Origin of the sequence: Variovorax guangxiensis (assembly GCF_003952165.1) — a bacterium.
GTDB lineage: Bacteria > Pseudomonadota > Gammaproteobacteria > Burkholderiales > Burkholderiaceae_C > Variovorax > Variovorax guangxiensis.
The window spans coordinates 1-22,891 of sequence record NZ_RXFT01000008.1 but is presented as its reverse complement, the minus strand read 5'-3'; the positions used below and the strand labels follow the sequence as shown (position 1 = coordinate 22,891).

Annotated in this window: 25 protein-coding genes and 1 tRNA gene; 15 read left to right on the top strand and 11 right to left on the bottom strand. The window is 68.3% G+C overall.

From position 1 onward, the window contains the following. The first annotated feature begins 55 nt into the window (after positions 1–55). The 8 genes from flgA (at position 56) to EJP67_RS19005 (ending at position 8,597) form a co-directional block, all read left to right on the top strand. Positions 56–784 (top strand): flagellar basal body P-ring formation chaperone FlgA, encoded by a 729-nt coding sequence (gene flgA, locus EJP67_RS19040; RefSeq protein ID WP_126023281.1) that lies wholly within the window; start codon positions 56–58, stop codon positions 782–784. 86 nt (positions 785–870) lie between these two features. Next, positions 871–1,233 carry a flagellar biosynthesis anti-sigma factor FlgM gene (flgM, locus tag EJP67_RS19035; protein WP_126023280.1) on the top strand — a complete coding sequence of 121 codons (363 nt, stop codon included), beginning with the start codon at positions 871–873 and terminating at the stop codon, positions 1,231–1,233. Further along, positions 1,230–1,697 carry a flagella synthesis protein FlgN gene (locus EJP67_RS19030; protein WP_126023279.1) on the top strand — a complete coding sequence of 156 codons (468 nt, stop codon included), beginning with the start codon at positions 1,230–1,232 and terminating at the stop codon, positions 1,695–1,697. Before flgM ends, EJP67_RS19030 begins: the two co-directional genes overlap by 4 nt. Before the next feature lie 4 nt (positions 1,698–1,701). Next, positions 1,702–2,124, top strand: coding sequence for a YadA-like family protein (locus EJP67_RS19025; protein ID WP_126023278.1), 423 nt, complete (start codon positions 1,702–1,704; stop codon positions 2,122–2,124). 54 nt (positions 2,125–2,178) lie between these two features. Next, entirely contained in the window at positions 2,179–3,006 is an 828-nt protein-coding gene (locus EJP67_RS19020) for a winged helix-turn-helix transcriptional regulator (protein WP_126023277.1), read from the top strand. A 186-nt stretch (positions 3,007–3,192) separates the two neighbouring features. Further along, positions 3,193–3,987 (top strand): 4'-phosphopantetheinyl transferase family protein, encoded by a 795-nt coding sequence (locus tag EJP67_RS19015; RefSeq protein WP_126023276.1) that lies wholly within the window; start codon positions 3,193–3,195, stop codon positions 3,985–3,987. Positions 3,988–4,355: 368 nt separating this feature from the next. Beyond that, on the top strand, positions 4,356–7,676 hold the full coding sequence (locus EJP67_RS19010) for a bifunctional diguanylate cyclase/phosphodiesterase (protein ID WP_126023275.1): 3,321 nt from the start codon (positions 4,356–4,358) through the stop codon (positions 7,674–7,676). A gap of 72 nt (positions 7,677–7,748) precedes the next feature. Next, positions 7,749–8,597, top strand: a complete 849-nt coding sequence (locus EJP67_RS19005) for a glycine-rich domain-containing protein (protein ID WP_240650702.1) — start codon at positions 7,749–7,751, stop codon at positions 8,595–8,597. A 17-nt stretch (positions 8,598–8,614) separates the two neighbouring features. On the opposite strand, the gene EJP67_RS19000 is transcribed toward EJP67_RS19005, so the two are convergent. From EJP67_RS19000 to EJP67_RS18975, 6 genes are all read right to left on the bottom strand, one after another. Beyond that, positions 8,615–8,929, bottom strand: a complete 315-nt coding sequence (locus tag EJP67_RS19000) for an I78 family peptidase inhibitor (RefSeq protein WP_126023274.1) — start codon at positions 8,927–8,929, stop codon at positions 8,615–8,617. Between the two features lie 102 nt (positions 8,930–9,031). Beyond that, positions 9,032–9,121 (bottom strand) — tRNA-Ser (locus EJP67_RS18995). Between the two features lie 58 nt (positions 9,122–9,179). Then, a complete protein-coding gene (gene serS / locus EJP67_RS18990) occupies positions 9,180–10,511 on the bottom strand; it encodes a serine--tRNA ligase (RefSeq protein WP_126023273.1) in 1,332 nt (443 codons plus the stop codon). A gap of 106 nt (positions 10,512–10,617) precedes the next feature. Beyond that, entirely contained in the window at positions 10,618–11,583 is a 966-nt protein-coding gene (locus tag EJP67_RS18985; RefSeq protein ID WP_126023272.1) for a threonine/serine dehydratase, read from the bottom strand. Beyond that, positions 11,580–12,548, bottom strand: coding sequence for a 4-hydroxy-3-methylbut-2-enyl diphosphate reductase (gene ispH / locus EJP67_RS18980; RefSeq protein ID WP_126023271.1), 969 nt, complete (start codon positions 12,546–12,548; stop codon positions 11,580–11,582). Before ispH ends, EJP67_RS18985 begins: the two co-directional genes overlap by 4 nt. After that, positions 12,545–12,988, bottom strand: coding sequence for an FKBP-type peptidyl-prolyl cis-trans isomerase (locus EJP67_RS18975; protein WP_126023270.1), 444 nt, complete (start codon positions 12,986–12,988; stop codon positions 12,545–12,547). Before EJP67_RS18975 ends, ispH begins: the two co-directional genes overlap by 4 nt. Positions 12,989–13,093: 105 nt before the next feature. On the opposite strand from EJP67_RS18975, the gene radC reads away from it, so the two are divergent. Both radC and EJP67_RS18965 read left to right on the top strand, forming a co-directional pair. After that, positions 13,094–13,771 carry a RadC family protein gene (gene radC, locus EJP67_RS18970; protein WP_126023269.1) on the top strand — a complete coding sequence of 226 codons (678 nt, stop codon included), beginning with the start codon at positions 13,094–13,096 and terminating at the stop codon, positions 13,769–13,771. Next, on the top strand, positions 13,771–14,427 hold the full coding sequence (locus EJP67_RS18965) for a Smr/MutS family protein (RefSeq protein ID WP_126023268.1): 657 nt from the start codon (positions 13,771–13,773) through the stop codon (positions 14,425–14,427). The genes radC and EJP67_RS18965 overlap by 1 nt, the downstream gene beginning before the upstream one ends. Positions 14,428–14,441: 14 nt before the next feature. Here EJP67_RS18965 and EJP67_RS18960 read toward each other — a convergent pair whose 3' ends face one another. The 3 genes from EJP67_RS18960 to fabV are packed head-to-tail and all read right to left on the bottom strand — an operon-like array spanning position 14,442 to position 17,359. Then, positions 14,442–15,665, bottom strand: coding sequence for an NAD(P)/FAD-dependent oxidoreductase (locus EJP67_RS18960; RefSeq protein ID WP_126023267.1), 1,224 nt, complete (start codon positions 15,663–15,665; stop codon positions 14,442–14,444). Positions 15,666–15,715: 50 nt separating this feature from the next. Beyond that, positions 15,716–16,135, bottom strand: a complete 420-nt coding sequence (locus EJP67_RS18955; protein WP_126023266.1) for a group II truncated hemoglobin — start codon at positions 16,133–16,135, stop codon at positions 15,716–15,718. Positions 16,136–16,162: 27 nt separating this feature from the next. Beyond that, positions 16,163–17,359, bottom strand: a complete 1,197-nt coding sequence (gene fabV / locus EJP67_RS18950) for an enoyl-ACP reductase FabV (RefSeq protein ID WP_126023265.1) — start codon at positions 17,357–17,359, stop codon at positions 16,163–16,165. A 194-nt stretch (positions 17,360–17,553) separates the two neighbouring features. Between fabV and EJP67_RS18945 the strand changes: the two genes are divergently transcribed. The 5 genes from EJP67_RS18945 (at position 17,554) to EJP67_RS18925 (ending at position 21,656) form a co-directional block, all read left to right on the top strand. Then, the gene (locus EJP67_RS18945) at positions 17,554–18,384 is read left to right on the top strand and encodes an ABC transporter substrate-binding protein (RefSeq protein ID WP_126023264.1); all 831 of its coding nucleotides are present in this window, start codon (positions 17,554–17,556) and stop codon (positions 18,382–18,384) included. A 111-nt stretch (positions 18,385–18,495) separates the two neighbouring features. Continuing rightward, complete coding sequence (locus tag EJP67_RS18940) at positions 18,496–19,191, top strand: amino acid ABC transporter permease (RefSeq protein WP_126023263.1); 696 nt, start codon at positions 18,496–18,498, stop codon at positions 19,189–19,191. Between the two features lie 16 nt (positions 19,192–19,207). Beyond that, a complete protein-coding gene (locus EJP67_RS18935; RefSeq protein ID WP_126023262.1) occupies positions 19,208–19,918 on the top strand; it encodes an amino acid ABC transporter permease in 711 nt (236 codons plus the stop codon). Continuing rightward, positions 19,915–20,658 carry an amino acid ABC transporter ATP-binding protein gene (locus EJP67_RS18930; protein WP_126023261.1) on the top strand — a complete coding sequence of 248 codons (744 nt, stop codon included), beginning with the start codon at positions 19,915–19,917 and terminating at the stop codon, positions 20,656–20,658. The genes EJP67_RS18935 and EJP67_RS18930 overlap by 4 nt, the downstream gene beginning before the upstream one ends. Next, positions 20,655–21,656: an isopenicillin N synthase family dioxygenase gene (locus EJP67_RS18925; RefSeq protein ID WP_126023260.1), complete on the top strand. Its 1,002-nt coding sequence runs from the start codon at positions 20,655–20,657 to the stop codon at positions 21,654–21,656. The genes EJP67_RS18930 and EJP67_RS18925 overlap by 4 nt, the downstream gene beginning before the upstream one ends. On the opposite strand, the gene EJP67_RS18920 is transcribed toward EJP67_RS18925, so the two are convergent. Next, positions 21,599–21,940 (bottom strand): hypothetical protein, encoded by a 342-nt coding sequence (locus EJP67_RS18920; protein WP_126023259.1) that lies wholly within the window; start codon positions 21,938–21,940, stop codon positions 21,599–21,601. The genes EJP67_RS18925 and EJP67_RS18920 overlap by 58 nt on opposite strands. Before the next feature lie 4 nt (positions 21,941–21,944). Continuing rightward, on the bottom strand, positions 21,945–22,628 hold the full coding sequence (locus EJP67_RS18915) for an HAD family hydrolase (protein WP_126023258.1): 684 nt from the start codon (positions 22,626–22,628) through the stop codon (positions 21,945–21,947). Positions 22,629–22,891 lie beyond the last annotated feature (263 nt).

Below are 22,891 nucleotides of genomic sequence, written 5' to 3'. Positions count from 1 at the left end.
ATGCGTTGCTCCTGTGTGACGCACCGCCGCCGAAGCCACCACCCACACATATCCGATGACCCTTCCAACGCTTGCCGAGCTTCGCGACCACGCACTGCGCACCGTGCTGCCCGCAGCGGCATTGGCGCTGTCGTGCTGCTGCGCGGCCAGCGCAGCAGGCGCAGCCGAAGGCGCTGCTTCCGCCGACGCGGTCATCGAGAAATACCTGCAGGCGCAATCGGCCGGGCTGCCGGGCAAGGTGACGATCAGCCTGGAAGGCCGCGGCACCTCGGCCCTGCCCGCATGCGACGCGCCCGAGGCCTTCCTGCCGCCGGGCGCGAAGCCGTGGGGCCGCGTCTCGGTGGGCGTTCGCTGCCAGACGGAGCGGCCCTGGACGCGCTTCGTGCAGGCGCACGTCGCGGTGGAAGGCAGCTATTTCGTGGCCGCGCGCGCGATCGATGCGGGCCGGCCGCTGGGCGCGGGCGACGTCGCGGAGCGCACCGGCGACCTCACGCGACTGCCGCGCTCCATCGTCACCAGCGCGGCCGAGCTCGCCGGCGTGGTCACGGCCAACCGCGTGGCGCCCGGCGCGCCGCTGCGCAAGGAGCTGCTGCGCGGCGTCACCGTCATCCAGCAGGGGCAGGCGGTGAAGGTGGTGGCGCAGGGCCAGGGCTTCGTCATCAGCACCGAGGCCAAGGCCATGACCGGAGCGGCTGCAGGCGCCGTGGTACAGGCCAGGACGCTGGACGGCCGGCTGGTCAGCGGCGTGGCGGACGAAGAGGGGCAGATCCGGCTGGCGCAATGACGCGCCGCACAAGAGCCGCCATGCACGCCATTCCTAAAGTTCTTGCGCGGGCTGCCGATATACGGGTCAGCCCCTGAGGAATCATCTTGAAAATCGATCAACCCGCCCCCTCGGCCACGTCCCTTCACCGAACGACGCCAGCCACCGCCGGTACGGCAGGCACGACCGCTTCGGCCGGCGCCGACGCCGCCCAGCGCACCGCGAAGGCGGCGGCACCGGCCCCGTCGGCGCACGTCCACTCGCTGCCCAGCGCCGCGGGCGCCGCCAGCGATTTCGACGCGGCCCGCGTGGCGGCGATCCGCGAGGACATCCGCGCGGGGCGCTACCAGATCCGCCCCGAACGCATCGCCGACGGCCTGCTGGCCAGCGTGCGCGACCTGCTCACGCCCGGCGCGCCCGATGCGCCCGCGGGCAACGGTCAGGACGTGAAGAAGGGCGAAGGCGAATGAGAAAGCAGCAGTCCGACCTGCTGGCCCACCTGCGCGCCGAGGCCGCCTGCATCGAGGAATTCGTATCGGTGCTCGACCGCGAGGCCGAGGCCATGTCGGGCGGCAGCTTCACCGACCTGGCGGCCATCGCCGCGGAAAAGACCGTGCTGCTGGACCGCATGGCCGAACTCGACGCGCAGCGCGAGGCGCTGCAGGCAGCACTGGGCTTCGGGCCCGGCCGCGAGGGCGCCGATGCGGCCGCCGCCGCTGCCGGCCCGCAGGCGCGGCAGGCCTGGGAGGAACTGCTGGAACTGGCCGGGCAGGCGCGCGGCCACAACCTGCGCAACGGCTCGATGGTCTACGCGCATCTCGATTTCACCCAACAGGCACTGCACTTCCTGCAGGCCAGTGCGCAGCTGTTCTACGGACCGGACGGCGTGCGCAAGACGCAGGCGGGCTCGGGCAACCGCCTCGCGGCGGGCTGAGCGCGTGCGGGCGGCGCTGCTGGTCGCGCTGTGGCTGTGCGCCGCCGTCGGGCACGGCACGGCGGGCGCTGCCGGGGGCGTGGCGATCTCCAACCTGGCGCCGGGCGTGCAGCCGGCAGACGCGGTCAACGTCGGCCAGCTGAGCCAGACGGGCGCGGTGCTGCGCGACGTTGAGCGCGTCGCTTATTCGGGCACCGCCATGGCCGTGGCGATGACGGCCGCCTACGTGCCCGCCCTCCAGCCCGGCGAGAAGACCGAGGGCCTCGCCTTCGGCAGCTACAGGGGCTACACGGCGGTGAGCCTGGGCTTCAGGACTCTTTCGGATGACGGGCGGACTGCCTGGGGCATGACCCTCGCCAGCGCGGGGCGGGACTGGGGATTCAACGCCGGCATCGGCTGGAAGCTGCCACGCGCCGGCGAGCGCTGAACGCGGGCAACCCTCATCACCCACCGCCGCCACCAACACATGGAAGCTTTCGACATGAACAACGATGCTCGCGGCGACGCGCGGCAGGTGGCCATGGTGGGTTGCGACGAAGCCCAGACGCGCGCGTGGGGCCAGAAGCTGCGCCTGATGGGCTGCACGCCGGTTTCGTTCGACAACAGCGCCGACTTCCTGCATGCGGCGACGCACGGCACCAACCACTTCGACCTGTTGCTGGTGGTGCTGAAGGACGAAGGCGCGTGGCCGGTGCTGACCTCGATGTGCCAGGCGCTGCGGGTGCCGATCTTCCTGGTCGCCAATGCGCTGCAGCGCGAGCTGCTGGCCGAGGTGCTGTCGGCCGCCGAGCCCGAGTCGAAGGGTCCGGGCATCGATTTCGCGGTGCTGCCGGTCGACGATTTCGAGGTGGAATTGCGCGTTCGCGAGGCGCTGCGGCGCAACGACACGCTGCTGCATCCGCAGGCGACGAGCGCGCTGTTCGGCGACTACCGCTTCATCGGCAACCGCAAGGTGGTGGTGCGCAAGGGCGAGGAAATCCGCCTGAAGCCGCGCGAGTTCGAACTGGCGCTGCTGCTGTTCCGCAACGCCGGACAGCTGCTGGAGCGCGATTGGCTGCTGGGTTCGCTGTGGCCGGATTCGCGCGTCGAGCGCAAGAGCCGGGTGCTCGACTGCTGCGTGGCGAACATCCGCCGCAAGCTCTCGCTGCACAAGGCGAACGAGTTCGTGCTGCACTCGGTGTACGGCCGGGGCTACGAGCTGCGGCACGCGGCCGTGCAGCCGATGGCTGGCACCGGGACCGTGGACGACTCGGGCTTTCCGGATACGTCCAACGAGCCGAACTGGCTGGGGGAAGCCGCCCGCGCTTAGCGCAGGCGGCAAGGAAGACGTGACGATCGCCGGCCTCGAGGAACCGCCCGCATCAAGCGGCGCGGGTGCCAGTGGCAACCTCTACCAACGCCAGCGGACCGTCGGCTCCAGTATGGACCGGCAAACTTAAGCCGGGCTGAATCGGGCGAGGGCCGGACGCCGCCGGGGCAGGCCAGAATCCTGCGCATGCAATTGCAGATCGATGCGCACCAGGTCCACCTCTGGCACCTGTACGTGCCTGAACAGGACGACCCCGCCGGCGACGCGGCCATCATGGCCCTCCTGACGACCGAGGAGCGGGAGAAGCACGGGCGTTTTCATTTCGCCCGGGACAGGCGCCGCCATCTGATGACACGAGGGCTGATCCGCTCGCTGCTCTCGCGCTACGTTCCCCAGGTCGCTCCAGCGGACTGGCGCTTCGAGAACAACGAATACGGTCGCCCGCGGATCGCCAATGCGCTGCCGCAGGCGCAGCGCATCCGCTTCAACATTTCGCACAGCGCGTCGCTCGTGGTGGCAGCGCTGGCGGTGGAGCGCGAAGTGGGCGTGGACGTCGAGCACACGGCAAGGAACGCGCCGCTGGAGGTCGCCGGGCATTTCTTCTCGGCGAAGGAGGCGCAGGCGCTGCAGCAGCTTCCAGCCGCGCAGCAGCCGTCGCGCTTCTGGGATCTGTGGACGCTCAAGGAAAGCTACATCAAGGCGCGCGGCATGGGCCTTTCGATTCCGCTGGACCGCTTTTCCTTCGACCTGGACGGAAGCGGCAGCCAGGCCATCGGATTCGGACACGCCCTGGAGGACGACGACGCCACCGGCTGGCAGTTCTGGCGGCTGCAGCCCGACGACGCCCATGCTGTCGCGCTCTGCCTCGAGCGGGCACGCGATGGCCGCGAGGCGCGGATCCTGTGCCTGAAGGCGACGCCGCTGCTCGCGTCGGTGGAGGAATTCCCGGGCACGGTGACGCGCCGATCGGCGGCCGCCTGAAGCCTGCCCGCCGGCTGCTACTGCCGATCCTTGTTCGCCTCGAATTCGGCGCGGTTCCACAGACCGAAATACAGCACCTCCGACCATTGAAGGCCGGGCGGATGCTTCGTCGCGCCGTTGCGGTGCCGTCGCAGGCATTCCAGGCAGGAGGCCGCTTTCCGAGGTACCCAGGAGCGGTCTTTTGACCCGGGTCAAAAGCTTTGGCGCCAGACAAATTTAAATCTTAAGAATTAACAATTAAGAACTCCTTACCCAACATTACAGAATTACGAGTGAATTGTTCCCAATTGAAACCGTTGCGTCCGCTCCCGTGCCACACTGTGGGGCACTCGGAGCCATCCGGCTTGCACTAGCGACAGGATCGAACCATGTCTTTGTCCATCTGGGCCAGGATTCGCCTGCCGGTTGTGATCTTCATACTCGGCACGGCGCTGTCGATCGCCCTCGGAATTTATGCCCATCAGGAAATCGGGCGCAGCGCGCGGACGCGCTTCGACGCTACCGCCCTCGATCTGGCGCGGAAGGTCGAAGGCCGGTTCGACGACTACATCGCCGTCCTGATCGGCCTGCGCGCGCGCTTCAATACCTCGGAGGGAGTGACCCGCAGCGACTTCCGGGACTACGTCTCGGGCCTGAACCTGCCGAGCGCCTACCCCGGCTTCCAGGCAGTCAACTACGCGCCCCGCGTCATGCCGGAGGACAAGCAGATCTTCGAGGAGCAGGTTCGCGGCGACGACAGCCTCGACGCGGCCGTCAGCTCCGGCTTCGCCATCAAGCCGGGCGGCACGCGGGATATCTATTACCCGCTGGCCTTCATCGAGCCGCTGGCGGGCAACGAGAAACTGCTGGGCAACGACCTGGGCGCCATGCCCGACCGCGGCGACGCGCTCGAACAGGGGCGCGACACCGGCGGGCTCGTCACCTCCGGCCGCAAGATCCGCATCGCGGGCCGCGGCTCGGACGTCGGGCTGGCGATGCGGCTGCCGGTGTACCGCCCGAAGATGCCGGTCGATACGCTGGAGCAGCGGCGCCAGGCCTACATGGGCTCGGTGGGCGCGGGCTTCAGCATCACGGGCATGCTGCGCGACGTGATCAGCATCGAGGCCGCGAAGACGCTGCGCCTGCGCCTGGCCGACGCCGGTCCGGGCCGGGGACCGATCGGAACGCGCATCGAAACCAGGTTCGTGACGCCGATCGCGTTCAGCGACCGGCAGTTGCTGTTCGACAGCGCCACCATCGCCAAGCCCGTTGCCGAACCCGCGAACAGCCTGGAGCGCACGCTCGGCTTCGAGCTGGGCGGCCGCTCCTGGGTGGTCGAGGTGAAGCAGGACGAGAGCCAGATCCTCGGCCCGCTGGACAAGACCATACCGTGGCTCGTGTTCCTGGGCGGCCTCGCCACCAGCACGCTGCTGGCCGGCATCATGCTGTCGCTGGCCACCACGGGCAGCCGGGCCCAGGTCCTGGCGGACGAGATGACCAGCCACCTGCGCGCGAGCGAGCGGCAGCTCGAGGACGCGCAGCACCTGGCCAGCCTGGGCAGCTGGACGCTCGACCCCGAAACCGGCGCGCTGCAATGCTCCGAGGAGGCGCGGCGCATCCTGGGCTTTGCCGACGACCCCTTGCCGCTGGACCTGCACGCCCTGCTCTCGCGCGTGCCGAACATGGAGCGCGGCACGGTCGAGCGGCAGATCGCGCTGGCGTCCCAGTCCACCGAGCGCAGCGAGTTCGAGCACAGGCTCTGCCTGCCCGACGGCACCGAACGCTGGCTGCATGTCATCGCGCAGTCGGGCGAAGACGCGGGCAGGAGGCTGGTGCGCGGCACGGTGCGCGACGCCACGCGGCCGCGCAAGGATGCGCTGCGCCAGAAGCTCGAATACAAGATCGCGCGCCTGCTGGCCGGTGACGGCAGGACCGAGACGGTGATCGCGCTGGCCCTTGAAGCGATATGCACCGACCTGCGCTGGGACTGCGGCGCGCTGTGGAGCGTCGGCGAGGACGGCCTGGCCCATTGCGCCGTGGCCTGGCATGTGGACAACGACCCGGCGGTGCGGGGCTTCGTCGAGGCCAGCCGCCTGCTCACCTACCGCTCCGGCGAAGGCTCGCTGGGCCGCGCGTGGGGAATCGGCAGCGTCGTGCGCATCGACACGCAGGCATCGCCGAGCCACTTCACCCGCGACGCGATGGCGCGCGAGGCGGGGCTGACCACCGGCCTGGTGGTACCCATGGTCGCGCCCGAAGCGACCACGGCGCTGGAACTCTTCGGCGCCAGTCCGTACGTCGCGGACGCCGAGACGCTGGAGTCGCTGCGCGTCATCGCACTGCAGATCGTCCAGTACCGGCAGCGCAAGCAGGCCGAGAAGACCCTGCGCTTCATGGCCAGCCACGACGAGCTGACGGGGCTGCTCAACCGCTCGGCGCTGCAGCACGAGCTGGCCCGGGCCATCAGGCGCAGCAACCGCCAGCAGAAGCAGTTCGCCGTGATGTTCGTCGACCTGGACCGCTTCAAGCACATCAACGACACGCTCGGCCACGGCGTGGGCGACGAGATGATCAAGACCTGCGGCAAGCGCCTGAGGAAGCTGCTGCACGACAGCGACGTGGTGGCGCGCTTCGGCGGCGACGAATTCGTGCTGCTGATGGAAAACCTCGACAGCGCGAACGACGCCGCGGTGCTGGCCGAGAAGGTGCTGGACCGCTGCGCCGAGCCCTTCATCATCGAAGGCCGCGAGCTGCATGTGAGCGCCAGCGTGGGGGTGAGCATCTACCCGGAGAACGGCGGCGATGCCGAGACGCTGCTGAAGAACGCCGACACCGCCATGTACCGCGCCAAGGAAAAGGGCCGCAACACCTACCGCTTCTACGCGGCGAAGATGAACGCGCAGAGCACCGAGCAGCTCATGCTGGAAAGCGCCCTGCGCCACGCCCTGGAGCGCGGCGAGCTGGAAATGCACTACCAGCCGAAGATGAACCTGCAGACGCAGCGCATCGTCGGCGTGGAGGCGCTGATGCGCTGGCGCCATCCGGTGCTGGGCATGATCCCGCCGGTGCAGTTCATTCCGATCGCCGAGGAGCTCGGCCTGATCGTGTCGATGGGCAAGTGGGCGCTGGAAAGAGCCTGTGCCGACGCGCTCGCATGGCAGAAGCACGGCCTGCCGGAGGTGCTGACCAGCGTCAACCTGTCGCCGCGCCAGTTCGAGAGCCGCACGCTGGTGGCCGACGTCAAGGCCATCCTGGAGTCGTCGGGCCTCGATCCTTCGCTGCTCGAGCTGGAGATCACCGAGAGCGCGATGATGGCGAACCCCGAGCACGCGGCAAAACTGCTGCGGACCATCCGCGACATGGGCGTAGGCCTGGCCATCGACGACTTCGGCACGGGGTACTCGTCGCTGTCGTACCTGAAGCACTTTCCGCTCTCCACGGTCAAGATCGACCGCTCCTTCATCAACGACCTTTCGCAGGACGCGGACGCGCGCGCTCTCATCGACGGAATCATCACGCTGGCCCACGGGCTGCGGATGAAGGTGGTGGCCGAAGGGGTGGAGACGCCCGTCCAGTTCAACTACCTGCACAGCCACGGATGCGACGAAGCCCAGGGCTACTGGCTGTGCAAGCCTGTGCCGGCCGACGAGGCACGCGATTTCATGGCGCGTCACCTGCGCACCCAATTTGCCCCGTCGGCGCTGGCCTGAAGGCCGCGCCTTCGCGGCAATCGTTACCGGGCACGTTCGCTCGGGCTTCCCCGAAACTTCACAGGAGCATTCATGACCGATTCAACCCAGAACAAGCCACTGGAACAGACGATCGCGGCGATCCACGCGCTCGACCTGACGCCGATCAAGTTCAAGGCCACCCGCAAGGAGGACGGCTACGGCTGGTCGGCAAGCTACGCGGACCAGATGGAAGTGGCATACAAGCGCTACCTGATCCTGCACGCGAAGCACCCCGAGCTGACCCTCGCGCCCGAACAGGACGTCGACCGCTTCTGGCACATGCACATCCTCGACACGAGGAAATACGCCGCCGATTGCGAAGCCACCTTCGGATATTTCCTGCATCACTTCCCATACCTCGGCCTGCGCGGCGAGGACGACGCGAAGGCGCTGGAGGCGGCCTTCCAGCAGATGCAGCGACTGCTTGCCGAGGAGTTCGGCGAGCCGACGCCGGCGGCTGCGAAGGATTCGGCTGCATGGTGCTCGGCGGAGGCCATTAGGGCCTCAGCCGCATGGTGCTCGGCGGAGGCCGCCAAGACCTCGGCTGCATGGTGCTCGGCGGAGGCCACTAGAACCTCGGCTGCATGGTGCTCGGCGGAGGCCACCAAGACCTCGGCCGCATGGTGCTCGGCGGAGGCCACCAAGACCTCGGCCGCATGGTGCTCGGCGGAGGCCACCAGGACCTCGGCCGCATGGTGCTCGGCGGAGGCCACCAGGACCTCGGCCGCATGGTGCTCGGCGGAGGCCGCCAAGACCTCGGCTGCATGGTGCTCGCTCGAAGCGGGCAAGGCTCAGCCTCAGGCCGCGTGGTGCTCGCTCGACAAGGAAGGCGCGGTCGCCACTGCCGCCACCGCCCGCCCTTCGGCGCAGGCCGGCACGGGCGCTGCGGCGAACGGCTGAGACCGGCAGGAGCCGGACTAGCCGCAGTAGGCGCGGACGATCTTGCCGCTGGCCGCGTCCGTCTCGATGGTCACGCGCTCGCGGCGATAGTCCATAGTCACGGGCTGTCCCGGCTGGATCTGGCGCACGATGGACGCGCCTGTCGCCTGCCGGGCATCGGCGTCGCTGATGCGGCTCTTGCCCGTCAGGGCGGCTGCGGCGTCCTGGCGACACGCTGCGGGCGCGGCGGGCGCCGCGGCGGCATCCTTCGCCTGCGGCACCGAGCAGGCGGCGATCGACAGGATCGCCAACGCCGCAGCGGCGCTGGAAATCAACCTGGGATGGAGCTTCATGGCGGATCCTTTCCTGGGAGTACGCAGAGTCTTGCAGGCAGACCGTCGATCCAAAAGAAAACGGCCTGATCCACGTTCTACATGGATCAGGCCGTCATTTTTTGGAGGAGAGGGAGGGATTCGAACCCTCGGTACTATCGCTAGTACGCCTGATTTCGAGTCAGGTACATTCGACCACTCTGCCACCTCTCCGGTGCTGTCGAGCCTGCGATTCTAGCAGACAAAAACGGGGCTTTTGAAGCCCTCGCCATCAAGCCTTCAAAACTTCGAGCCCGCCGAGGTACGGACGCAGCGCCGTGGGCACGTTGATCGAGCCGTCTTCGTTCTGATGGTTCTCGAGCACGGCCACGAGCGTGCGGCCCACTGCCAGGCCCGAGCCGTTGAGGGTGTGCACGAGTTCGTTCTTGCCCTGCGCGTTCTTGAAGCGGGCCTGCAGGCGGCGCGCCTGGAAGGCTTCGCAGTTGGAGACGGAGCTGATCTCGCGGTAGGTGTCCTGCGCGGGCAGCCAGACTTCGAGGTCGTAGGTCTTGGTGGAGCCGAAGCCCATGTCGCCGGTGCACAGCAGCACGACGCGATACGGCAGCTCCAGGGCCTGCAGCACGGCTTCGGCGTGGCCGGTCATCTGCTCGAGCGCGTCGTAGCTCTTCTCGGGGTGCACGATCTGCACCATCTCGACCTTGTCGAACTGGTGCTGGCGGATCATGCCGCGCGTGTCGCGGCCAGCGCTGCCCGCTTCGGAGCGGAAGCACGGAGTATGGGCGGTGAGCTTGATCGGCAACTGCGACTCGGGCACCACCTCGTCGCGCACGAAATTGGTCAGCGGCACCTCGCTGGTAGGGATGAGGTACAGCGCCGAGTGGTCGGGCGCGGGCTCGCCGTCCTGGCCGCCCTTCTTCGCGGCGAACAGGTCGCCCTCGAACTTGGGCAGCTGGCCGGTGCCGCTCAAGGTGGCGGCGTTGACGATGTAGGGCACGTAGCACTCGCTGTAGCCGTGCTTCTCGGTCTGGATGTCGAGCATGAACTGCGCGAGCGCGCGATGCAGGCGGGCGATCGGGCCCTTCATGACGGTGAAGCGCGAGCCAGCGAGCTTGGCGCCCGTTTCGAAATCCAGGCCCAGCGGCGCGCCGAGGTCGACGTGGTCCTTGGGCTCGAAGCCCAGCGGCGTGGCGTTGGCGCCCGCACCGCCCTTCGGAGCCCAGCGGCGCATCTCGACGTTGCCGGTCTCGTCCTCGCCCACCGGCACGCTGGCGTGCGGCAGGTTGGGCACGGCCAGCAGCAGCGCGTGCAGTTCGGGCTGGATCTCATCGAGGCGCCTGGATTGCGATTCCTGCTCGGCCTTCAGCGCATTCACTTCGGCCATCAGCGCGTCGGTCGATTCGCCCTTGGCCTTGAGCGGGCCGATCTGCTTGTTCAGCGCGTTGCGGCGGGCCTGGATTTCCTCGGTGCGGGTCTGCAGCGTCTTGCGTTCGGCTTCGAGCACGGTGAATGCCGAAACGTCGAGGTACGGCTGGTTCTTCTTGCGTTTTTCGAGGCCGGCCACTGCGGAGGCCAGGTCTTTGCGGAGCAGGGTGATGTCGAGCATGGGGGGATTTTAGGTGGGCGTACGCTGGCCGAAGGCGGCAGGCTGACGATGCCCGCCGACAGGGTCGGCGTGGCCCGGAGGGTGAACTGCGAGAAGCCGGAAGCCGTCAGGCGACCGTAGCGGGATCGACATTCGCCCCGCAGACGATCAGGCAGACCTTCTCGCCCGCGCGCGGCTTGTAGGCACCGGTCTGCAGCGCCGCCAGCGGCAGCGCAGCGGCGGGTTCCACGGCCAGCTTCAGCTCCTTCCACAGCCACTGCTGGGCCGAGCGGATGGACTCGTCGGACAGCAGCAGCGCGTCCTGCACCTGCTGCTGCGTGATTTCCCAGGCAATGGCGCCGATGCGGCGCGCGCCCAGCGAATCGGCCGCGATGCCGCCCACCTCCACGTCGACCGGCTCGCCGGCCTCGCGGGCACGGAACAGCGTAGGCGCCTTCTCGGGCTCCAGCGCGACCACGCGGGAGCGCTTTTCGAACCAGCCGGCCAGGCCGCCGATCAGGCCGCCGCCGCCCACGCTCACGAGCACCGCATCGGGCAGGCCGCCCTGCTGCTCGATCTCGCGGCCCAGCGTGCCGGCGCCGGCCACCACTTCGGGCTGGTCGTAGGCGTGGGTGAGCAAGGCGCCCGACTCCTTCTGGCGCGTCAGGCAGGCGGCCAGCGCGTCGGGGTACAGCTCGCCGACCACCACGACCTCGGCGCCCAGCGCACGCAGCCGCGCGCGCTTGGCTTCGGGCGACACGCCCGGCAGGAACACCTGGCAGGGCACGCCCAGCGCGCGCGCCGCCGCAGCCGTGGCGATGCCTGCATTGCCGCCCGAGGCCACGATCACGCCGCCTGGCGGAATCTCGTTGGCCAGCAGCCGGTTCATCATGCCGCGCGCCTTGAAGCTGCCGCTGACCTGCATGTGCTCCAGCTTGAGCCAGATCTCCGCGCCCGGCGCACCGATGCCGAAGACCTCGGCTGGCAGCTTCCACAGCGGGGTCTGGCGCAGGAAGTGGCCGGCGCGTTCGGCCAGGCGTTGCGATGCGCTATCTATTTCGGAGCGCCAGCCGGCGGTCTGCGTGGTGTTCAAGAGATGTGTCCAGGGGGAGGAATGTCGTCGAGCTTGAGGCCCTTGGGCAGCGGAAACTTGATGGTTTCCTCGATGCCGTCCATCTTGCGCACCGACACCGCGCCGAGGGCGCGCACGCGGTCGATCACCTCGCGCACCAGCACTTCGGGCGCCGAGGCGCCGGCCGTGATGCCGATGCGCGCCTTGCCCTCGAACCACTCGGGCTTGAGCTCGGCGGCCGAATCGACCATGTAGCTCTGGGTGCCCAGGCGCTGAGCCAGTTCGCGCAGCCGGTTGCTGTTGGAACTGGTGGGGCTGCCGACCACGATCACGAGGTCGACCTGCGGGCTCATGATCTTCACCGCGTCCTGGCGGTTCTGCGTGGCGTAGCAGATGTCCTGCTGCTTGGGTTCGCGCACCTTGGGAAAGCGCTCGCGCACGGCGGCGGCGATGTCGGCGGCGTCGTCCACGCTCAGCGTGGTCTGCGTGACCACGGCGAGCCTGTCGGTCTGCGACGGCGAGACCCTGGCGACGTCTTCCACGTCTTCAACCAGGTGGATGCCGCTGGAGAGCTGGCCCATCGTGCCCTCGACCTCGGGGTGCCCCTTGTGGCCGATCATGATGAACTCGTAGCCTTCCTTCGCGAGCTTGGCGACCTCGACGTGCACCTTGGTGACCAGCGGGCAGGTGGCGTCGAAGATCGAGAAGCCGCGGTCGCGCGCCTCCTGCTCCACCGCCTTGCTCACGCCGTGCGCGCTGAATACCAGCGTGGCGCCGGGCGGCACGTCGGATAGCTCCTCGATGAAGATCGCGCCCTTGGCCTTGAGCTCGTTCACCACGTAGGTGTTGTGCACGATCTCGTGGCGCACGTAGATGGGCGCGCCGAACTTCGCGATGGCGCGCTCGACGATCTCGATGGCACGGTCCACGCCCGCGCAGAAGCCGCGCGGCTCGGCCAGGATGACTTCGGAGATTCCGGGGTTCATAGCACGCCGATGAGCTTCACTTCGAAGGTCACGGGCTGGCCCGCGAGCGGATGGTTGAAGTCGAAGCGCACCGCGGTGCCGTTCGATTCGATGACCGCGCCCGCGTAGCTGCCCGTGCCGTCGGGCGTTGGGAACTGCACCACGTCGCCGACGGCGTACTGCTCGTCGGGGTCGCCCATCTGTGCGAGCAGCTTCCTGGCCACCCACTGCTGCATGTCGGGATTGCGCTCGCCGAAGGCCTCGCCCGCGGGCAGCTCGAAGGTGGCGTGCGTGCCCTCTTCCAGGCCCATCAGGCGCTGCTCCATGGCGGGAGAAAGCTCGCCGGTGCCCAGCGAAAGCGTGGCGGGCTTGTCGGCGAAGGTGTTGATGATGTCGCCCGCAGGACCGGCCAGCCGGTAGTGCAGGGTGATAAAGGAGCCGGAATTCACGACTTGGGACATGGTGCAGCGAAGGTGTGCGGAGACAGGGAGGTGTCCCGATAAACTGGCCTCATTTTAAGGACCGGGGCTTCCACCCGGCTCCGCCAAGGTTTCACCCGGGGTTTCATGTCTTTCAAGGATCTCCCTCTCGATGCCCGTCCGCGCGAAAAGCTCATCGCGCGCGGCGCGGCCGCGCTGGCCGACGCCGAACTGCTGGCCCTGCTGCTGCGCACCGGCGTGGCGGGCAAGAACGTGCTGCAGCTCGCGCAGCAGCTGCTCGAGCGCTTCGGCGGGCTCTCGGGACTGCTGCACACCGGCGCCGACGACCTCAAATCGGTCAAGGGACTGGGCGGCAGCGCCAAGCGCTCCGAGCTGATCGCGGTGCTCGAGCTGGCGCGCCGCGCCATGGGCGAGAAGCTGCGCGAGCGCGCGGTGTTCGACTCGCCCGACGCGGTCAAGCAGTATCTGCAGCTGCACATCGGCCCGCGCCCCTACGAAGTGTTCGCGGTGGTGTTCCTCGACGTGCAGCACCGCATGCTCGCGCTGGAGGAAATGTTCCGCGGCACGCTCACGCAGACCAGCGTCTACCCGCGCGAAGTGGTCACGCGCGCCATCCACCATCACGCCGCTGCCGTGGTGCTGGCGCACAACCACCCGAGCGGCAGCATCGAGCCCTCGCGCGCCGACGAATCGCTCACGCAGACGCTGCGCGCCGCGCTGGCGCTGGTGGACGTGCGGGTGCTCGACCACATCATCGTGAGCCCCGGGCAGAGTTTCTCCATGGCCGAGAAAGGACTGCTCTGATGCCCGCGCGCGCGCCCTCGATCAAGAACCTCGCCGACCTCAAGCAGGTGCAGCGCGTACTCGCCGAAACCCGCGAGCGCGAAGCCGCCGAGGCCGCGGCCAAGGCGCAGGCCGAGCGCAAGCGCGCGGCCGAGAAAGACCTGTTCACCCGCGCCATCGGCGCCACCGAGCCGCTGCGCCGCAAGGCCGTGGTGCCGCTCGCGCCGGAGCCGCCCGCGCCCATCCCGGTGCAGCACCAGCTCGACGAGCAGCGCGTGCTGCGCGAATCGCTCTCGGACGAGTTCGACGTGACCACGCTGCTCGACGTGGACGACGCCATGAGCTTCCGCCGCCCCGGCATCGGCACCGACGTCACCGCGCGGCTGCGCAAGGGCGACTGGGCCATCCAGGCGCAGGTCGACCTGCACGGCCTGCGCAGCGACGAGGCGCGCGAGACCCTGGGCGGCTTCATCCGCAACGCCTACAAACAGGGTCTGCGCTGCGTGCGCGTGGTGCACGGCAAGGGCCTGGGCTCGCCGGGCAAGCAGCCGGTGCTCAAGACCAAGACGCAGCGCTGGCTGATCCAGAAGAACGAGGTGATCGCCTTCGTGCAGGCGAAACCGGCCGAAGGCGGAGCCGGGGCGCTGGTGGTGCTGCTGGCGCCTGCTCGACGCTGAGCACCTTCTTCGGCTCAGGCCAGCAGGTTCTTCAGCGGCACCGAGGCATCCGCCACCGCCGCCGCATCGGGATTGCGGCCCGCTTCGAGCAGCTTGCGGCTCATCATGTGATCGACCGGCGCGTTCACCGACTCCACGCACACGAGCTTTCCATCGACGTAGTGGAACAGCGAGAACGCATCGGGCTTCGGGCCCGCGCGGCGCACGCTGCTCAGGCCGGGCGTTCCTTCAGCGGGCATCAGGCCCACCATCTGCAGGCGCATGCCGCCCTGGTCGGACCAGAACCACGCGACCGCGTCGTGCGCGCGTGCCTCGCCGGTGAGCGTGGCAACGGCCGTGCGCGCCTGGTCGTTGGCGTTCTGCACCGATTCGAGCCGCAGCGCGCGGCCCGCGCGGCGATCGGGGAAGCGCGTGCAGTCGCCCACCGCGAGCACGTCGGCCGCGCTGGTGCGCATGTGGCCGTCGACCACGATGCCGTCCGCGCACTCGATGCCGGCTGCCTGCGCGAGCGCGGTCTCCGGCACCGCGCCGATGCCCAGCAGCAGCAGGTCGACAGGCTGCTTCACGCCATTGACCTGCAGCGAAACCAGCCGGTCGCCCTCGATCTCGAAGGCGCCGGTCTGCGCGCCGAGCACGATGTCGATGCCCGCCGCGCGATGCGTGGCCAGCACGTGCGCCGAGAGTTCGGGCGACACGGCGCGGCCCAGCAGGCGCGGCGCGCTCTCGATGACCTGCACCGTCTTGCCCAGCGCCTTGGCAGTGGCCGCCACTTCGAGCCCGATGAAGCCGCCGCCGAGAACCGTCACCTTCTCTGCCGCCGCGAGGCGCGTGCGCAGGCGATGCGCCTCGTCGGCCGCGCGCAGGCTGGCGACGTTCTCCAGGCCCGGCTTCAGGCCGGGCATCTGGCGAGCGCGCGTGCCGGTGGCCAGCACCAGCTGTTGCCACGGCAGCACCGCGCCCGAGCTCAGCGTGACGGTGTGGGCCTCGCGGTCAATGGCCACGGCCGCATCGCCCAGGTGCAGCGTGATGCCGGCCTCGCGATACCAGTCGGCGGCCTTGTGCGGCTGCGTGGTCTCTTCCGCGCTCTTCAGGAAAGCCTTGGACAGCGGCGGGCGGTGATACGGCTCGCAGGCCTCCTCGCAGACCAGGTGCACGCGCGCGCCCTGCCCGGCTTCCGCAAGCCCCGCACAGAGCTGGGCCGCGGCGTGGCCGCCGCCGATGATGACGATGGAATTCATGATGGAAGAAGCGTCTTTCGGAAATCGTTGCTCGTGTGTCTGGCCGGCGATCATTCGCCTCTATTGCGCATCCAGTCAGCGGTCTTGAAGAAGGAGTCGCGAAGGCGCGCGCGCAAGTCCTCGGGCACGCCCGTCTCGCCCATCGCCTGGTCCATGCAGGCCAGCCACTGGTCGCGCTCCTTGATGCCGATGGTGTGCCCGCCGATGCTCTGCGGCAGGTGGCGCGCGCGCAGCATCGGGTGGCCGAAGCGGTCGGTGTAGTACTGAGGCCCGCCCAGCCAGCCGCAGAGGAACCAGAACAGGCGCTGGCGCGCGTTGTCGAGACTGGTGCCATGCACCGCGCGCAGCTGCGCGTAGGCGGGTTCGAGGTCCATCAGGTCGTAGAAGCGCTCGACCAGCGCCTCCACTTTCGGTTCGCCGCCGATCCAGTCGAAGGGCGTGCCGGCGGGCGGCTTTTCTTGTATCTGCATGGGCGGGAGTATCCCTTGAGGGGCCTGCTAGAGCTGCACGATGCCCGGAATGCCCACATCGGGGTTCACGTCGGCCTCGTAGTCCACGCCTTCCACCGCGAAGCCGAAGAGCCTCAGAAACTCGGTCTTGTAGCCCGCGAAGTCGGTGAGCTCGTACAGGTTCTCCTTGGTCACCTGCGGCCACAGCTCGAGCACGCGCGACTGCACCTGCGGCGCCAGTTCCTTGTAGTCGGCGCGCAGGCGGCCTTCGGCGTCGATGTGCGGCGCGCTGCCGTAGAGGCTCTCGGCGTAGAGCCCTTGCACCTGCTCGATGCAGCCCTCGTGCACGCCCTGCTCCTTCATCACCTTGAACAGCAGCGACAGATACAGCGGCATCATCGGAATGGCCGAGCTGGCCTGCGTGACCACCGCCTTCAGCACCGACACGCGCGCGTCGCCGCCCTTGGCCGCAAGCTGCGCGCGGATGCCCAGCACCTTCTGGTCGAGGTCCTTCTTGGCTTCGCCGATGGAGCCGTTCCAGTAGATGTCGTGCGTGATCTGCTCGCCCAGGTAGGTGAAGGCCGTGGTCTTGGCGCCGTCGGCCAGCACGCCGGCCTGCTGCAGCGCGTCGATCCACATCTGCCAGTCCTCGCCGCCCATCACGGCCACGGTGTTGTCGATTTCCTCCTGCGTGGCGGGCTCGAGCACCGATTCCTTCACGGTCTCGTTGTCGGTGTCGAGGCCGCGCAGGTTCACCGCCTTGCCCACGGGCTTGAGCACCGAGTTGAAGACCTGGCCGGTCTTCGGATGCGTGCGCCGCGGTGCGGCCAGGCTGTAGACGACGAGGTCGACCTGCCCCAGGTCGGCGCGAATGGTATCGATGACCTGCTGCTTCATCGCGTCGGAAAAACCGTCGCCGTTGATGCTCTTCGCATAGAGGCCCTCGGCGTGCGCGGCGCGCTCGAAGGCGGCGGTGTTGTACCAGCCGGGCGAACCGGGCTTGGTCTCGCTGCCCGGGCGTTCGAAGAAGACGCCCAGCGTGCCGGCGCCGCAGCCGAAGGCGGCGGTGATGCGCGCGGCGAGGCCGTAGCCGGTTGATGCGCCGATCACCAGCACCTTCTTCGGGCCGCCCTCGATGGCGGGCCTGGCCTTGACGTATTCGATCTGCTGGCGGACGTTGGCTTCGCAGCCGGCGGGATGGGTGGTGACGCAGATGAAGCCGCGCACGCGGGGTTTGATGATCATGAGGATCTCGCTCGAAGAGATGCGGAGGGAGGCGGAGGAAAGACGCCGGAAGCGCGTTTTTGCGCCGCGAATTTAACCCAGCCCGCAAAAGCGGCCTTCAGCCTGACCATATGCATATGTCGATTGACGATTTAATAATCAGCGGTTTTATTGATATGGTCCCGCCCCTTACGCTTTCCATCAAGGAGAAGAACATGCGCATGAAACTGATTGCAGCCGCGGCCCTCGCCGCCTCCACTTTCCTGTTCGGCACCGTCGCCCATGCCGACCAGCTGGCCGACATCAAGAAAAAGGGCGAGCTGGTCGTCGGCGTGCTCGGCACGGATGAGCCCGCGACCTTCGTCGACCCCAAGACCCGCCAGATCGTCGGCTACGAGGTGGACCTGGTGAACGCCATCGCGAAGAAGATCGGCGTGAAGCCGGTGCTCAAGCAGATCGCGGTAGCCGCGCGCATTCCGGAGCTGCAGCAGGGCCACGTTGACCTGGTGGCCGCTGGCCTCACGCACAACAAGGAGCGCGAGGCGCAGATCGACTTCTCGCTCACCACCTTCGTCACCGGCCAGAAGGCCATCGTGAAGAAGGACAGCGGCATCACCGAGGTGCCGCAGCTCTCCGGCAAGAAGGTGCTGACCATCCGCGGCGGCACGCAGGAGCCGAACATCCGCAAGGCCGTGCCCAACGTCGAGGTCGTGACCTTCGACACGAGCCAGCAGGCCTTCCAGGCCCTGCAGCAGGGCAAGGGCGTGGGCTACGTCGACGACGAGGCCGCGCTGCTGCGCAGCTACGCCAAGCTGGGCCCGCAGAAGGCGCAGTACGTGGTGCTCAAGCAGAACCTGAGCACCGAGGCGCTGGCCATCGGCATCAAGAAGGGCGAGAGCGGCCTGAAGGCAGTGGTGGACGACACGCTGCGCGAGCTCGAGAAGTCGGGCGACGCCGAGAAGATCTTCATCAAGTGGTACGGCCCGAACACGGCTTCGGGCTTCCAGTCGCGCGACTTCAAGCTCGAGAGCGACAAGATCGACTGAGCCTGAATCCCCGGCCTTCGCCCTCGGGGAAGGCCGGAGAGACGACAGGATGAGGCCGGACGACGGGCTCCCGGCTCTTCTTTCCCCGCGGCGGTGATACTGTCGCCCCCCATGCCCCTGTTCGACTATTCCTTGCTGCTGACCGGCAAGTACCACGACATGCTTGTCGCGGGCCTGCTGCTGTCGCTGCAGCTGCTCGCGGCCTCGCTGGCGCTGGCGCTGCCCATCGCGCTGGTGGTGGCGCTGCTGCGGCTGTCGCCCTTCGCGCCGCTGCGCTGGCTCGGCTTCGCGTACGTGGAGTCGATCCGCAACATTCCGCTGCTGGCGCACATGCTCTTCTGGTATTTCGGCGCGCCCGAACTGCTGCCGGAAGACATCAAGCAATGGCTCTACACGGGGCACATCGAGGCCTACAGCGCGATCATCGCGCTCGCGCTGTACACGGCGGCCTTCATGGCGGAGGACATCCGAAGCGGCATCCGCGCCATTCCCACAGTGCAGTTCGAGGCCGGCCGCGCGATGGGATTCAGCTACCTCGCCACCATGCGCCGCGTGGTGCTGCCGCAGGCGCTGCGCGTAACCATTCCGCCGCTCATCTCGCAGACGCTGAGCCTGTGGAAGAACACCTCCATCGCCACCGTGATCGGCGTGGCCGAGCTGATGTACCAGGCCGGCCAGGTCGAGAGCGCGACCTTCCGCAGCTTCGAGTCCTTCGCGTTCGCGAGCGCGGCGTACCTGACGGTGTCGCTGGCGATCACGGGGCTTGCCACCTGGTACCACCACCGTTACCCGGTGCGGACGATCTGAGGAAGGCGACGGCGCGATGCTTCAGATCATCAACGACTACTGGGTCTACTTTCTCATCGGGCAGTACCCGAACGGCCCGCTCGGCGGGCTGGTGCTCACGCTGCTGCTGGCCTCCTGCGGCCTGGTGCTGGCGCTGCCGCTGGGCATCGTGCTGGGGCTGGCACGGGTGAGCCCGTGGCGCTGGCTGCGCTGGCCGGTCACGGGCTTCGTGTTCGTGGTGCGCGGGCTGCCCCTGCTGATGGTGATCTTCTGGGCCTACTTCTTCCTGCCCAGCGTCACCGGCGTGAAGACCGACCAGTTCACCACCATGCTGATCGCGCTGGTGGTGTTCGACGCCGCCTACCTCGCCGAGATCGTGCGCGCCGGCATCCAGGGCCTGCCGCGCGGGCAGATGGAAACCGCCCGTGCGCTGGGCCTGAGTTATGGCAGCGCGATGCGCCTCGTGGTGCTGCCGCAGGCGCTGCGCAGCATGCTGCCCTCGCTGGTGAACCAGTTCGTCTCGACCATCAAGGAAACCTCGCTGGGCTACATCATCGGGCTGGCCGAGGTGTCGTTCATCGCGACGCAGATCAACACGCAGGTGTTCACCAAGCCCGCGCAGATCTACCTGATCCTGGGCGGGACGTACTTCATTCTCTGCTTCGGCCTCTCGCGCTTCGCCTACTGGCTCGAACGCCGGCTCGCGCGCCGCGGCATCTCCACCGCCGCCACCAAGGTGTCCGCATGATCGAACTCGAAAAAGTCAACAAGTGGTACGGCAGCTACCACGCGCTGGTCGACGTGACCGAAACCATCCACAAGGGCGAGGTGGTCGTGGTGTGCGGGCCCTCGGGCTCGGGCAAGTCGACGCTGATCCGCACCTTCAACCGGCTGGAGCCGATCCAGTCGGGCCGCATCGTGGTGGACGGCCAGGACATCCACGCGCCGGGCCTGGACGTGAACGAATTCCGCTCGCGCATCGGCTTCGTGTTCCAGCAGTTCAACCTGTTTCCGCACCTCACGGTGCTGCAAAACTGCACGATGGCGCCGATGCAGCTGCGCGGCCTCACGCGCAAGCAGGCCGACGAGCGCGCGATGGCGCTGCTGAGCCGCGTCGGCCTGTCGAACAAGGCCAACGCCTGGCCCGGCGAGCTCTCGGGTGGCCAGCAGCAGCGCGTGGCGATCGCCCGCGCGCTCGCGATGCAGCCGCCGCTGATGCTGTTCGACGAGCCCACCAGCGCGCTCGACCCCGAGATGGTCGGCGAGGTGCTGCTGGTGATGCGCGACCTCACGCGCGACGGCATGACCATGGTCTGCGTGACGCACGAGATGGGCTTCGCGCGCGAGGTGGCCGACCGCGTGCTCTTCATGGACGAAGGCAAGGTGCTGGAGCGCGCCACACCCGACGACTTCTTCAACCGGCCGCAGCATCCGCGCGCGCAGCAGTTCCTGGCCGACATCCGCTCCCCCTTCGCGAGAGACGCATGACCGACGCAGCCCTTCCCCTCATCGATGTTTCCGCGCTCGTTGCCGGCACCGCCGGGCGCGATGCCGTCGCCGCGCAGATCGGCGCAGCCTGCCGTGCCCACGGTTTCTTCTACGTGACCGGCCATGGCGTCGATCCGGCGCTGGTGAAGCGGCTCGAAGAACTCAGCCACCGCTTCTTCGAGCTGCCCGAGGAAACCAAGATGCGCTGGCGCATGGCCCTGGGCGGGCGCGCCTGGCGCGGCTACTTTCCGCTGGGCGGCGAGCTGACCTCGGGCCGGCCCGACTGGAAGGAAGGCCTGTACCTGGGCACGGAACTGCCCGCCACGCATCCGCTGGTGCAGGCGAAGACGCCGGTGCACGGGCCGAACCTGTTCCCCGAAGTGCCGGGCTTTCGCGAGACCATCCTCGAATACATGGCCGCCGTCACGCAGCTGGGCCACCGGCTGATGGAAGGCATCGCGCTGAGCCTGGGCCTCGAGGCGGGCTACTTCGCGAAGCGCTACACGGCCGACCCGCTGATCCTGTTCCGGCTCTTCAACTACCCCTCGCAGCCAGTGCCCGAGGGCCTCGACGTGCAATGGGGCGTGGGCGAGCACACCGACTACGGGCTGCTGACGATCCTGCACCAGGACCACATCGGCGGCCTGGCGGTGCACACGCCCGGCGGCTGGATCGACGCGCCGCCGGTTGCGGGCTCCTTCGTATGCAACATCGGCGACATGCTCGACCGCATGACCGGCGGGCTCTACAAGTCGACGCCGCACCGGGTGAAGCGCAACACCTCGGGGCATGACCGGCTTTCGTTTCCGCTCTTCTTCGATCCGAACTTCGAGGCGCGGGTGCAGCGCATCGAGGGCCTCGCGGGCGCCGAAGCGCGCGACGACAGCGCCGAGCGCTGGGACCGCGCCAACGTCCACGCCTTCAGCGGGCGCTACGGCGACTATCTGCTGGCGAAGGTGTCGAAGGTGTTTCCGCAGTTGCGCGACGAAGTGCTCTGAGGGACAGGAGCCGGCGCCGGCAGGAGGCCGGGCTCTTCGAGGAAGGCATCCTCCCAGTGTTCGATCCGGGCATCGGGGTCGGAGATGGGCACGAGCTTGTCGCTGCGGCAGTAGAAGGTCCAGCCCTCGAACAGCACGTCGTAGTAGGTGCCGGGCAGGTAGCGCTCGCTGGGCGCCTCATAGGGCGCGGACACCACCTCCACGATCCGGCCCACGGCACGCTCCGTGAAGGGCGACGCCAGGCAGCTGTCGACCACGTGGCAGAGGGTGCCGATCTTGATCATGCCGTTACACCTTCTGCATGGCCTGTTGCGGAAACCAGCGCGGCAGGTGCGCCAGTGCGTCGTGCAGCGAATCGAGCACGTGGAAGGCCCGCTCGACGATCGATGCGGGCGGATGCTTGAGGTCGGGCACCACCACCACCCGCAGGCCCGCCGCCAGCGCCGCCCTGGCGCCGTTCTCGCTGTCCTCGAAGGCGATGCATTCGGCCGGGTCCACGCCCAGCCGTTCGGCCGCGAGCAGGTAGAGCGCCGGATCGGGCTTGGCGCGCGCCACTTCGTCGCCGCCCGCGAAGGCCGAGAAGTGGTGCAGCACGTCGAGGCTGCCGAGGCAGGCCTGGATCTGCACGCCGGTCGATGAAGAGGCCACGGCGCAGCGCGTGCCGCGTTCGCGCAGCGCCGCCAGGAATTCAGCCGCGCCGGGCTTGATCGGGAACAGTGGCGTACCGTCGGAGCGCTCCAGCTGCAGGCGCTGTCGCACGAGGCCCACCGCGTGGGTGTAGGCGGCCGGCCCGCCCAGCAGCGAAGCGAGGACGACTTCGGACTCCACCGTGGACAGCCCCACCACCTGCAGGTACTGGCTGTGTGAAAGCTCGATGCCGAGCGTGCGGGCGACGTCGATCCAGGCGGCCATGATGGGGCGCTCCGAATCGATCAGCAGCCCGTCCATGTCGAAGATTGCAGCGGCGAACATCGAGGCATCGTAATGAAAAACGAAAAGGGGCCCGTAAGGCCAATGCCGCTCAGTTGAGCAAAGGCCCTTCGGGGCCTTCGCTGTTTGTACAGTGCAGGCTGTATGAACAAAGCCGAGGCCGCACGAGGCCGGCGGACGGCCGATGCTGCTGCAAGAGTACCTTTGCGAGACCCATCAATACGCCACGCCCGAGCAGTGGGGAGTCGTGCGAGGCAGTCTGCCTGCGCAGTGGATTGAACAGGCGCTGCAGGCCACGGGCGTGG